The 12,472-nt window shown below is 43.9% G+C and carries 8 protein-coding genes; 7 read left to right on the plus strand and 1 reads right to left on the minus strand.

The window, feature by feature from the left end; translation table 11 throughout:
- Genes L1077_RS14265 through L1077_RS14275 form a run of 3 tightly spaced genes read left to right on the plus strand, consistent with a single transcriptional unit; the run spans position 1 to position 5,596 of the window.
- Positions 1 to 3,129, plus strand: a complete 3,129-nt coding sequence (locus tag L1077_RS14265; RefSeq protein ID WP_237137450.1) for an efflux RND transporter permease subunit — start codon at positions 1 to 3, stop codon at positions 3,127 to 3,129.
- A 2-nt stretch (positions 3,130 to 3,131) separates the two neighbouring features.
- The gene (locus tag L1077_RS14270; protein ID WP_063360508.1) at positions 3,132 to 4,550 is read left to right on the plus strand and encodes a TolC family protein; all 1,419 of its coding nucleotides are present in this window, start codon (positions 3,132 to 3,134) and stop codon (positions 4,548 to 4,550) included.
- Positions 4,551 to 4,588: 38 nt separating this feature from the next.
- Complete coding sequence (locus L1077_RS14275) at positions 4,589 to 5,596, plus strand: zinc-binding dehydrogenase (protein WP_046356489.1); 1,008 nt, start codon at positions 4,589 to 4,591, stop codon at positions 5,594 to 5,596.
- A gap of 36 nt (positions 5,597 to 5,632) precedes the next feature.
- Here the strand turns inward: L1077_RS14275 and L1077_RS14280 are convergent, their stop codons facing one another.
- Positions 5,633 to 6,154, minus strand: a complete 522-nt coding sequence (locus L1077_RS14280; RefSeq protein ID WP_063360507.1) for an acyloxyacyl hydrolase — start codon at positions 6,152 to 6,154, stop codon at positions 5,633 to 5,635.
- 241 nt (positions 6,155 to 6,395) lie between these two features.
- Between L1077_RS14280 and L1077_RS14285 the strand changes: the two genes are divergently transcribed.
- From L1077_RS14285 to L1077_RS14300, 4 genes are all read left to right on the plus strand, one after another.
- Complete coding sequence (locus tag L1077_RS14285) at positions 6,396 to 7,031, plus strand: Tgt2/MlaC family protein (RefSeq protein ID WP_063360506.1); 636 nt, start codon at positions 6,396 to 6,398, stop codon at positions 7,029 to 7,031.
- A gap of 218 nt (positions 7,032 to 7,249) precedes the next feature.
- On the plus strand, positions 7,250 to 10,045 hold the full coding sequence (locus L1077_RS14290; RefSeq protein ID WP_237137451.1) for a hypothetical protein: 2,796 nt from the start codon (positions 7,250 to 7,252) through the stop codon (positions 10,043 to 10,045).
- Positions 10,046 to 10,295: 250 nt separating this feature from the next.
- Entirely contained in the window at positions 10,296 to 11,720 is a 1,425-nt protein-coding gene (locus tag L1077_RS14295; RefSeq protein WP_237137452.1) for an AAA family ATPase, read from the plus strand.
- A gap of 92 nt (positions 11,721 to 11,812) precedes the next feature.
- Positions 11,813 to 12,346 carry an HNH endonuclease gene (locus tag L1077_RS14300; RefSeq protein ID WP_237137453.1) on the plus strand — a complete coding sequence of 178 codons (534 nt, stop codon included), beginning with the start codon at positions 11,813 to 11,815 and terminating at the stop codon, positions 12,344 to 12,346.
- Positions 12,347 to 12,472: the final 126 nt, after the last annotated feature.

Consider the following 12,472-nt stretch of genomic DNA (forward strand, 5'->3'; position numbering starts at 1 on the left):
ATGAAATTTTCCCACTTTTTTATCAATAGGCCCATTTTTGCGGCCATGCTGTCGATGATTTTTATCATCACAGGTGCTATCTCATTGTTTCAACTGCCGGTCAGTGAATACCCAGAAGTTGTGCCGCCTACAGTTGTTGTTAACGCAACATACCCAGGTGCTAACCCAAAAGTCATTGCAGAGACTGTGGCAACGCCACTTGAGCAAGAGCTCAATGGTCTTGAGAATATGTTGTATCACGGCTCGCAAGCTACCAGTGACGGGCGTTTAACCTTGACTGTCACGTTTGCACTAGGTACTGATCTTGACCAAGCGCAGGTACAGGTACAAAACCGTGTGAACAATGCATTACCGCGTTTACCGCAAGAGGTACAGCGCCTAGGTGTCACTGCTCAAAAGTCATCACCCAACCTTGCATTGGTTGTGCACTTGGTATCACCCAATGGTGAGCAAGATACTGCTTACATGGCAAACTACGCTGACTTATACATCAAAGATGAGCTAAAGCGCCTACCGGGTGTGGGTGACTTGCAGCTATTTGGTGGTGCAAAGTACTCAATGCGTGTTTGGCTAGACCCAGACGCTTTGGCTGCACGTAACTTAACGGCCTCTGATGTGGTTAATGCACTGCGTACGCAAAACCAACAAGTTGCAGCAGGTTCATTGGGCGCACAGCCAACACCTGAAGAAAACCAATTTCAAATTTTGTTAAATGTAAAAGGCCGTTTAGAGAGCATTGAAGAGTTTGAAAGTGTGATCATTAAAGTGGGCGACAATGGCGCACTGACACGCTTGAAAGACATTGCTCGAGTTGAACTTGGCCAAGAAAACTATGCACTGCGTGCAATGCTTGATAACCAGCCAGCCCTTGCAATGCCGATTTTCCAGCGTCCGGGCACCAACGCCATTGAATTATCTGATGATGTGCGTGAAACCATGGCACGTCTTGAGAAAACATTCCCAGCGGGCATGACTTATGAAATCGCTTACGACCCAACTGTTTTTGTTCGCGGTTCAATCGACGCGGTTATCATGACCTTAATGGAAGCAATTCTATTGGTAGTTGTAGTGGTTGTGGTGTTCTTGCAAACATGGCGCGCCTCTATTATTCCATTGATTGCGGTACCGGTATCTTTGATTGGTACGTTTGCCGTGATGCAAATGTTAGGTGTTTCAATTAATACCTTATCTTTATTTGGTCTAGTGCTCGCAATCGGTATTGTTGTGGATGATGCCATCGTGGTTGTGGAAAACGTAGAGCGTAATATTGCAGATGGCCACAGTCCATACGAAGCCACTAAAATTGCCATGACGGAAGTGACTGGCCCAATTATCGCGATTGCATTTGTACTGTGCGCAGTATTCATTCCAACGGCATTTATTACGGGCTTATCGGGTCAGTTCTACAAGCAATTTGCGCTTACAATTACGATTTCGACGCTGATCTCAGCATTTAACTCACTGACGCTTTCACCTGCGCTATCCGCTATTTTATTAAAATCGCACGATGCGCCAAAAGACAGATTAACACGCCTGCTTGATAAGCTATTTGGTGCATGGTTATTTAAGCCATTCAACCGTTTATTTGATAAAGGTGCAAAAGGCTACGAAGCCATCGTTAAAAAGCTTATCCGTATGAGTGTGGTTGTTGGTGTGGTTTATCTTGCACTTGTTGGCTCAACCATTGGTTTGTTCCAGTCTGTACCGGGCGGCTTTATTCCACAGCAGGACAAGCAATACCTGGTTGCCGTTGCGCAATTACCAGATGCAGCAAGCTTAGACCGCACTGAAGAAGTCATTAAACAGATGCAAGAAATTGCACTGCAAGTGCCGGGTGTTGCACACACGGTTGCATTCCCAGGCTTATCTGTAAACGGATTTACTAATAGCACCAACAGCGGCATTGTGTTTACGCCACTGGATGACTTTGCAGACAGAAACGACCCAAGCTTGTCAGCGCAGGCAATTGCGATGCAGCTGAATATGCGCTTTGCAGCCATTGATGAGGCATTTGTTGCGGTATTTCCACCGCCGCCAATTTTAGGCTTGGGCACAACCGGTGGTTTTAAACTGCAAATTCAAGATAGAGGCAACCAAGGGTTTGAAGCATTGTTTGCAGCGTTACAATCGACCATAGGTGCGGCGCAGCAAGATCCAGCACTGACCGGCCTTTACTCCAGCTTTAGAGTACAGGTTCCGCAAATGGACATTAATATCGACCGCGAGCAGGCGCTCATCCAAGGTATTCCATTACAGGAAGTATTTGATGCTTTACAAGTATATTTAGGCTCTGTTTATGTCAATGACTTCAACTTATTTGGCCGCACTTACCAAGTGAAAGCGCAAGCTGATGCTGAATTTAGAGCGAAAAAAGAGCAAATTAATAACCTGAAAGTGCGTAATGCCGCGGGCAACATGGTGCCATTAGGTTCAGTTGTTACCGTTGAAGCAACCACTGGCCCTGATCGTGTGATGCACTATAACGGTTATGTGACAGCAGAGCTAAACGGCAGCCCTGCGCCGGGTTACAGCTCAGATCAAGCGCAGCAAGCCATTGAAAAAGTACTGGCAAATACCTTACCTGAAGGCATGGCGTACGAGTGGACTGAAGTCACGTACCAGCAGATTTTGGCAGGTAATACCATGGTGTATGTGTTCCCATTGGTTGTGGTTTTAGTCTTTATGGTACTGGCAGCGCAGTACGAGAGCTTGCGTTTACCACTGGCGATTATTTTAATCGTACCAATGACGATATTCTCGGCACTTGCTGGTGTGTATATGCTAGGTGGTGACAACAATATCTTTACGCAAATTGCTTTGATTGTATTGGTGGCATTGGCATCGAAAAACGCCATCTTGATGGTAGAGTTTGCCAGAGACAAGCACGTACAAGGTGCGACACATTTAGAGGCCATAATTGAAGCATGTCGACTAAGATTACGTCCAATTTTAATGACCTCAATCGCGTTTACCGCAGGTGTTATCCCGCTGGTATTAGCATCAGGCGCGGGTGCAGAAATGCGTCAAGCCATGGGTAACGCAGTATTTTTCGGCATGATAGGGGTAACCGTGTTTGGCTTACTATTTACACCTGTATTTTATCGTCTAGTAACGCCAAAGGAGCAATAAACATGCGCATTATTAAACTGTCTATTTTAAGTCTGACTGTTGCTGCAATGGTAGGATGTACAAGCACCTCCTACGAGCAAGATGTGGTTGCAAGTCAGCAGGCATTTAACTCGCAAGTTGACGGCACAGCGGTACTCAACACAGTGACGCGCTCGGATGAAGCCAATTGGTGGCAGCAACTTGAAGACACGCACTTAAATCAGTTGGTGGTGGATGTGATGTCTGCCAACCAAAACCTCAAAGCCTCTGCAGCGCGTTTGCGCGCTGCAATGGCGGGGCTAAGTGAAGCTCAGCGCGCTCGCTTACCACAAGGTAATATTAATCTTGTTGGCCAGCGCGGTACCACAGTACTTACTAATGGCATGCAAGGCCCAATTAATGAATCACTAAATAGTGGCGGTGCATTAACATGGGATGTGGATTTATCGGGTCGTATTGCCAAGTTGGCGGATGCAGCCGCATCCGCAGCAGAGGCGCAGCAAGGCCAGTATCAAGCTCTGGCAGGAGAGCTAGTCACAACGACCATACAGAGTTACCTGCAATGGCAGGCGCTGAAGCAAACTCAGGCCTTGACTCAAGCGCAACTGACAGCACTTGAAGAATCCATAGCCATTATTGAGATCCGTGTTAAAGAAGGCGTGGCAACAGAGCTGGAGCTTAATCGCACCAAGTCGCAATATTTTGAGCACAAGCAACGCTTACCGCACATTGCCACAGAACTGGCTCAAGTTGAGCAGACATTGGCAGTGTTGACCAACAAGTCGACTGATAAACTAGGTTTGCATGCATTAGAGCAGAGCCGCTATGAAGCGTTAGCGATTGCCGTTAACGTAAACTCGGCATCAGATGCATTGCTGCAACGCGGTGATGTACAAAGTGCAATTGCCAAGCTTAAACAGCAAAGCTACCTGTCGCAAAGTGCAGAGCGAGCGCTATATCCAGACATTAGTTTTTCGGCATTTGCTGGGGTGCTCAACCCAACTGGGGTTAATTTTAATGATACCCAATCTAGCTGGCAGGTTGCCCCCACGTTGAGCTGGTCTTTGTTTAGCTACCCACAATTATTGGCACAGTTAGACAGGCAAGCGGCGCTGAGCGAGGCGAGTTACTATGACTACCGTCAAACCTTAACCCATGTTTTGGCACAGGCTGAGTATTCATTACGTGCCTTGTCACAAGCTAAAGTGCAAGTAAATTATGCACATGAGCAAGTGATTGCAGCCGAAAGTGCTTATCAGCAAGCAACCGCAGGATATAAAGAGGGGCAATTGGGCTATCTTGAGTTGTTGGATGCGCGACAAGATGTTTTAATAGCGCAACAATCGCAAATGGCCATGAGAAATATGCTACTTAGCTCGTCGGTAAGTGTATATGGTGAACTAAACGGACAATGGTCTAAGGCTTTGGTTGCAAGTATTTAATACTTGCAACAGCGCCACTTTTGGAGATACAACATACTATGTCTATTGAAAACACGAAGATGAAAGCCCTTGAATTACGTTCGCACGGGCTCGACTTTGACTTAGTAATGAGCGAACACGCCATGCCTGAGCCAGGCAGTAATGAATTACTTGTGGCCATTGAATATGTTGCGCTCAATCACTTAGATGCAAAAATGGCAAGAGATGGGTTTAGCCAATGGGAATACCCGCATATTTTGGGGTTGGATGCCGTTGGTACTGTGATCCAAGCTGGTAAAGGGGTATTTCCAAAAGCGGGCACCCGAGTGTTGTTTAATGCGAACTTGGCACAAAAAGGCATGTTAAAAGAGTTTGCGGTGGTACCCAATCACGCAGTTTCTGAATTGCCAGCCGATATTAGCCCAGAAGTGGCGGTGATCTTACCGAATGCTGGTATGGCTGCTTTACTCGCCATTGAAAAGTTAAAGTTACAAGAGGGTGACTCTCTCGCCATCAATAGCGCACAGGGTGCCGTGTCGCATTTTGCCATTCAATACGCAAAGCAAAAGGGCGCGCAAGTCTTTGCTTTTGCACAAAAAGAGCATCATAAACGACTGCGTAAGTTAGGCGCTGACTTTGCTTTTGACTGTGAGTCAGAAAACGTGTGCGACCAAATTAAGCGCGAGATTGGCCCTGAGGGTTTTGATTGCATTTTAAACACCTCTGGCGGCGACTCGTTTGTGACAGACTTAGAACATTTACGTTTTTGTGGCCGCATAGCCTGTTTGAATGGGTTTAGTGAAATCCCTCAAGAGCTGTTGTTTGAGAAGTCGCCAAACATTGGTGTTGTGTCAATTGGTGGTGCTTGGCTAGCAAATAACCTCTGTGCACAGCAGCACTTATGCTTTATGGGGCAAAAGCTCCTAGCTGATGTGAAATCAGGTCAGATCAAAGTACCTGACATAGAACTCATTGAATTTAGCGCGCAGGCCGTGAAGGATACTTTATCCTGCTTGCTCACCGCGTCGTGTCAAAAGCGGCCAGTGATTAAAATCGAACACGTATAAAAAAAGCCACAACCTAGGTTGTGGCTTTTTTTATGCTTAAAATTTGGATGAGTAAGAAAGAGATAAAAAGTCCAAGCCCGGGTTTGGGCTTTTAAAGCCAGCATTAGAATAATGAATATATCGCATCGCGATATTGGCTTCTCCTAAGTTGTAAACGAGCCCTAATCGGTCTTCAAACTGGTAATGGGTACTGACGTTTTTTCCTGCAAACTCAGTATCTTCAAGTAGTGCCAAGCCAATGCCAAACTCGATAGACAAAGGTCTGTTATAGAGTGTCATGACTGGGTATCGGAGCACCGGAGATACAGCTAAGACAAAGTTTTGGTCGTACTTGCCGCTGTCACCAAAACGCCAAAAGTTGACGCTTGACTCGAAATACATATCAACATGATGCCAATTGTCGGGCAGCCATGATTTTGTATGGTACTGATAAGCAAGCTTTACGCCCCGTACATCTCCTTCTCCATGAATATAATGTACTCCGTAACCATGAGGCGAGCTAGCCAAGGCTGACCCCGACATAACCAAAGATAAAAGTAAGCCTGATAAGTGTTTCATAACGCGTGGTTCAATAGAGAATTTGCGTTATTGTGCGCGTTATTTTTATGTCTAAATAGAAACTAAAAAGCAATTTATTGGTGCTGATTTGGCATCATTAATATAAGTGTTTGGTTTTTCTGTTAATTATTAATTTGTGCATTATTGGCATCAATCAATTGCTATTTTGTTGACTTTTTTAACTGTAAAGGAGGTGTACACTTACCTTAATCGCACCTTAACAACAAAAGAGAGCAACACAATGCGCACTTGGTTTTTAGCATTTGCCTTAATAGCAGTATTGATATTCGGCCTAAGTTTTTCTGCACACGGTCAGAGTGATAATCAAACAGCTAGTCAGCTAGATGTATTAGCACAAGACTTGAGCTTACAGTTTAAACAAGCCACTGAGCAACTGGCTCTGTTGCCTGTCAACGAACGAGATATGTTTGCCATGCAAGTCGTTAATGCACAGCTTGCACCGCATTTAGACTTGGAGTTTTCTTCTTTAAAATTACTAGGTAAGCATGTTCGCGGTTTAGATAGACAGCAAACCGCTGAGTTTACAAGGCTGATTGAGTCACAACTAGTAAATATGTATGCCCAAGTGCTGGTGGAATATAAAGGCGCTGATGTGTCGTTGCAGTCTTTACAAACTAATCAGGGCCGAAAGTTTGCAGAGGCGGCCATTGATATCAATAAGCCCAATAGCGAACACTCGCAACTTATCTTTAAGTTTAAACAAGATACGCAAGGTCAGTGGCGCGTATATGATGTGATCTCTCGCCATGTTTCGCAGTTAAGTGTTAAGCGTCAAAGCTTGGTATTAAAAATCAGTGAAATTGGTTTTGAGCAGTTAAATCATGAGCTAAGACAAGCACAAGCAAATAATATTTAAAAAGATTGTTGCACCTTAAAGGTTAACAAACCTGCGCAACAAGGTGTGCAGGCCTTACGAATTAAGTAGTAGGGTAGTGTAGGTTTGAACAATTATTGCAAAGGGGCAAATTGTCGGTGTTTTTGCCCTCGTTGCCTCTCTATGAAAAGGTTTTTTTGTGCTTTACACTGCCAAGCCATATAGGTTTTTTGGCAGCAAATTTACAAGGAAGCATTTTTATGACGTTGTTAAAACAGCAGCACTTTTTGGGACAACTCGAACAAGACAAGCAACATTTATCCCCCTTTTTACCAGCGCAAGACAACCCAGTATTGTGCGCCGAACCTGCGCCGCCAAACCCTTATTGTGAATTACCCATGCGGGGTGTACCCAGTGATATTTTAACAGGGCTTAAGCCACACTATTCAAACTATATACGTGTACCGGTAAGTTCAGCAAGATACTGGCATACCGGATTTGATTTGCACGCAAACAAACAGTTGTATTGTGTTAACAAAAACAGCACACAGCGAATTAGTACCGCGTTACAAAGTCAATCAGCGGATACGTATGCGTTTATTAAAAAACCGCCCGTGAGCGTATCAACCCAAGCTGTAACAGGTGCGCCAGCCAAGCCGACAAGCGCGATGTTTAAATCAGATGCAGCGGCGGTCGCCGCTGGCGCACTGCCAAAAGAGCACATTGAAAATCAGCCGAAAAATGCAGATACCATTGCCCCCTCGGTGATCATCAGTCAGCCAAAAGACGCGCAAACCTTGGTTTTAAAGCAAAGCGCGCAAACTAAAAAGCGTTTTGCGCACCATGTGATGCGACCCGGTGAAACCGTTGAAAGTGTGGTGGACCTGTACACAGGGACACTCGACACTGGCCGAATATATGGCTTTAACTACCCACAAATTACCGCTAAAAAGCCACCTAAACCCGGTGACACCATAAAAGTACATACTGGCTATGATGTGCTAGTTAAAGGTCAGTTTTATAACAGTAATTCTGTTGAAGTTAGTTGGCAAGGGCCAACATCCGGAACACTGCACGCAGAGTTAGAACGCATTGATGGTGAGTATCAGCCTGATACGGGATATGAGTACACACTTGCTTTGCCGCTTATTGAAGGCGAGTACCAGCTCACCGCCAATGCGGATGGCGCAAGTCATCGCATTCAATTTTCGGTTGTTGAGTCAAATGAACAGCAACAAATTGTAGATATTATTTATATCCCCGTGGATCATAGTTTTGTTGCCGTTACCCAGTCACTGGCGGATATATTAGATGCGCAAAGAGCCGAGCTGAACCCCTTAATTGAAAACTTAAAGCAGTGTATCGCTGGGCAGAGTCAAGATGTTGTTGGTCAAGGGCCAAGTGAAAGTCTGGTAAAAGCCAAAGATGAGCTCAACAGTACATTAAAGCCTTTAGTGAGCGGGCCAAGCGCGAATAGCATCACAGAAGTGATAGGTTACAAAGGTAATAAATATACCTATGTACGCAGTGATAAAGTCGCGAACCACACTCGCAAATATAAAATTAAAACCGATATTCGCGATGGCCGACGCTTTAGCAATGACAAAGGAGAGCTTGATAAAGATAAACTCGCTCAAGCCCTAAAGAATGACTTAAGTAAGTTAAAGACCAGTTTTAAGTTTGATCACAAGCTACTTGATGACTACACCGCAGTGTGGGGCGATTGGGCTAAAGAGTTAAACAAAAACCTCAGTATAAAAGGGTTTGAAAAAAGCGATTACTTTGATGCGAGCGCAGAAGCAAGGTTGATGCGCTATACACATGGTGCCAGTATTGCCGCAGCATTTAATCCCAAAGATGGCGTTTTTGCTTTGCAAGGCGATTTTAAATCAGACTTTGCCGTGGGGGAGGCAAAAGCGGAGCTCAGTGGCTATTTGCCCAGTAAGCGCGGATATGAAATGACATTTATGATGCCGCTCAAAAACTCCACCCAAGAGCGCGAAGTTAATTTGGGAGCGATGAGGCTAGGTGCAACCGTATCCGTGTTTGGCTATGCTGGGGCAAAATTACAAGCATCAGTGAATTTGGGCTGTTCGCTCAAGCAAGGCAAAATGATGGTGAACGGTCTAAGTGAGCAGGAGAAAAAGCAAATGCGTAAAGCCGACCGCATGTTTGAGCCAGTCAAAGGCGGTGCTGAGGCTTTTGTTGGCGTATCCGGCGGGTGTGAATTGGCAGGCGCCTTACAGTGGGACAATCCAGAAAAGAAAAAGCGTCCAGCATTTTGTGATCTTGCAAAGATAGGTGGCAAAGCGCAAGGTTCTTTAGGCGCAGGTGCCCAATGGGGCTTTTATATTGGCTACGAGGATGGCAAGTTTAAGATCCAAGCAAAAGCCAGTCTCGTATGGGGCGTTGGCGCAGGTGGAGAGCTTGTCTGTGAAGTAGGCTTGGATGAGCTGCTGACATTAGTACAATTTGTATATCACCAGCTGAAAAATGAAGATTATGATTATTTGACCTTTATACAGCCCTTGGCGTTTGAAGTGCTTTACAAGGCTGTTATGTTGCAGATTACCACAGGAGTCGATATCGCTAATTACCTTTCTTCAGAGTTAGACCAAATAGATAAACGATGGCGAAATTTAGTCGTTTCACATAGTCAAGCAATGAATTTAGCAGAGCGAATAAAAAACGAACCCGAGATGCTGAAGTATACTCCCCCTGAAGCTAAAGGAGCTTTTTTAAATATATTAGCTAATACAAATGTTGCGAGTTTTAAAGATCTTAACACTTATACTTGGTCTGGATTTCATGAGAAACGAGAGGATGCGATTCTGATAATTCTATCGAGAGTTCTTTGCGGGCATGAACTTGACGAAGTTCTTCAGCATATGGGAAAAGGAGGAACTAAATGCTCTAAAGAGGAGGGACTTGATCAGTTAAACAGTATCCTAGACTTTAGTCAGCAAATAAAGTTTGATTTGTGGAGAAAGGAACTACCCAAGCGAGCAAAAAACGGTTCTGTTGATACTGCAATGGTTCGTGTTTCGCCTTTTTAAGGTGCAGTAGCTCATACTAGATCGGAGAGTTTTGACTACTCCTAAAAGGTATTAAAGAGCGAACAACGAACGGTCGCTCTAAGTTTTTTTGGATAAAAGTGCGTTATCGACTTTACTAATTTAGCTCATGACGAATAAATAAAAGTATGGCAAACGTGCAATTGACTGCCAATAGACCACAACAACTATACTTACAAACATATATGTGAGAAATTCCATATTGATACAATCGGATAGTGTGGATAATTACATGGGATTCAGAGTTAATAATATCGCAAATCATGAGCTCTGGCATTTGGGGCCAACTGAAGAGAACGCTTTTACTGTAATAATAGGGAGTAACGGGTGTGGAAAAACGCAACTGTTAGTTGATACTTGTACTTATTATCAAGAAATGTACTCTCAGTTGCTCAATAGCGACAAACCTAATGTAGCTACTGCAGTCCGTGATGTAAAAGAATTTTCTGCTCCGTGGAGTCTATTAGGTGAAAGGTTCGGCCTTCCTTTACCAAGAAAATTGATCGCAGCGTCAACGAGTCAGTTTGAAAAGTTCCAACAAAGATGGAAGAACAAGAAGGACATACAGCACAATGGGTTTTATGCCTATGTAGGTTCTAAACCTTATACACCATTTCAAGTGCCTTCAACACGTATCGCATCGAAAGCAATTCAACAATTATTGGGCAACGAAAAATTTGAAACGAGAAAACTTGCTGCGTTAACAAATTTTCTGCTTAAGTTCGATTTTGGTGGCTTATTGCGTTTACGTTTTAATGTTGCTATTTCTAGCGATGACTTTACAAATTTGCAAAATGGCCAACAATTACAGCCAAAAACATCTCTGATACTGAAAGAAGCCCTAGAAGAATATGAACAAGAAGAAATCCTAGGGCTAATCCAATATTGTGAAGTAATCTACAAGGAATCTGAGTTTCTTCTTACTGTAGATCGCAATGCTTTTACATTAAAACATTTAAGAAACCACGAAGAGACCTTTTCTGACGTTGATATTGATCGTCATGTCGTTTCCACTCTACTTAGAGCTGGACTTATCGAGCTAGAAAACCTTGAGACAGTTCGTCACACAAAAAATCCCACAAATTATGTAGATGATTTTGATATATCAGATGTACCTCTGACGGGCTTGGCAAAGCGTAGTTCTGGCGAACAATGCTTATTCTTGCTCTTTTTGGGTATTATTTCTTCCATCGAAGATGATGCACTGATCTGCATCGATGAACCTGAAATCAGCCTTCATCCGCAATGGCAAGAGAAGTTTGTAGACATTCTTAAAGACTCATTTTCAGGCTATAAAGGGTGCCATTTCCTTATCGCAACGCACTCCCCTTTAATTGTATCAGACATCTCCGCTTCAAATAGTTGCGTGTACGATATGGTTAATCACAAGTTAATTGATGCTCGTCCTCATAAAGAACGCTCTGCAGATTATCAGCTGGCCACTTTGTTCCACAATCCAGGTAATAACAACGAATATTTAATTACTCAAATTATTGAGGTCTTGGATTCTGTCTGTAAGTCAGAAAACCCTCCCGAGGAAACGCTAACAACTGCGAATTGGTTATTGAGCTTTGAACCTCAATTAGAGGAACACGATAAAGTCAGAGTCTTACTGAGAATTATGCGCTCGTCTTTGTTGGCAGGAGGGTACCTATGACCCCTTTTGTTCTGAGCGAAGATGACGAAGCGATCATCACAAGCGTCCTGGAAAAAAACGTTTCCCCTAGTGAAAAATGGGCGGATCCCGCGGTGACAGAACTCAAAACCAGAATGAAGGTACATTACATTGAACAGCAAGAATATTGCTGTGCTTATTGTAAGGTTCACAAACCTTCCTTGCATGGTGGGGATTGGGATTTAGAGCATATTATGCACAAAAACAATTTTGATAAGTGGATGTTTCACCCGGAGAACCTTTGTGTTTCCTGTAAAGAATGCAATGGATACAAAGGTACATCGTTAATTACTAAATCACCTTCTTATAAAAGATTCCCCACTCGATCATCGAGTTACACTATCGTCCATGCACACTACGATAGGTACGAAGACCACATCACCGCACTGGTGCCAGGGATAACCTATAGGCATAAGGGGGACAAGCATGGTAAAGGGTGGAAAACAATCGAAGTGTGTGGCTTGTTGCGCTACCACGAGGAAGGTGGCCGAACACAGATTGACCCTATCATCCAAGCTGTATTGCGTTTGGCTGCTGATGACCAGAGACAAGAAAACTTAGAGCTGGCTATCGAAATTTTGCAAGGCAAAATCAACGCGCTAAGTTAGTTTGAGTTGCACTATTAACTGATTGTCTCCGAAAAGTTGTTTTGTATTAGAGAATCTATGAAAAACTCTTGAAGTTAGACGGGGCGAATTCACTTTCTCCAGCACGAAATAGGGCATAAACTGAAT

Source organism: Pseudoalteromonas luteoviolacea, from assembly GCF_021654285.1.
GTDB classification, from domain to species: domain Bacteria; phylum Pseudomonadota; class Gammaproteobacteria; order Enterobacterales; family Alteromonadaceae; genus Pseudoalteromonas; species Pseudoalteromonas luteoviolacea_J.

What these genes read in the sequence shown, in the direction of transcription:
- L1077_RS14290 (WP_237137451.1), top strand. Translation starts at nt 7,250, where the DNA reads ATGACGTTGTTAAAACAGCAGCACTTTTTGGGACAACTCGAACAAGAC.
- L1077_RS14275 (WP_046356489.1), top strand. Translation starts at nt 4,589, where the DNA reads ATGTCTATTGAAAACACGAAGATGAAAGCCCTTGAATTACGTTCGCAC.
- L1077_RS14295 (WP_237137452.1), top strand. Translation starts at nt 10,296, where the DNA reads ATGGGATTCAGAGTTAATAATATCGCAAATCATGAGCTCTGGCATTTG.
- L1077_RS14265 (WP_237137450.1), top strand. Translation starts at nt 1, where the DNA reads ATGAAATTTTCCCACTTTTTTATCAATAGGCCCATTTTTGCGGCCATG.
- L1077_RS14285 (WP_063360506.1), top strand. Translation starts at nt 6,396, where the DNA reads ATGCGCACTTGGTTTTTAGCATTTGCCTTAATAGCAGTATTGATATTC.
- L1077_RS14280 (WP_063360507.1), bottom strand. Translation starts at nt 6,154, where the DNA reads ATGAAACACTTATCAGGCTTACTTTTATCTTTGGTTATGTCGGGGTCA.
- L1077_RS14270 (WP_063360508.1), top strand. Translation starts at nt 3,132, where the DNA reads ATGCGCATTATTAAACTGTCTATTTTAAGTCTGACTGTTGCTGCAATG.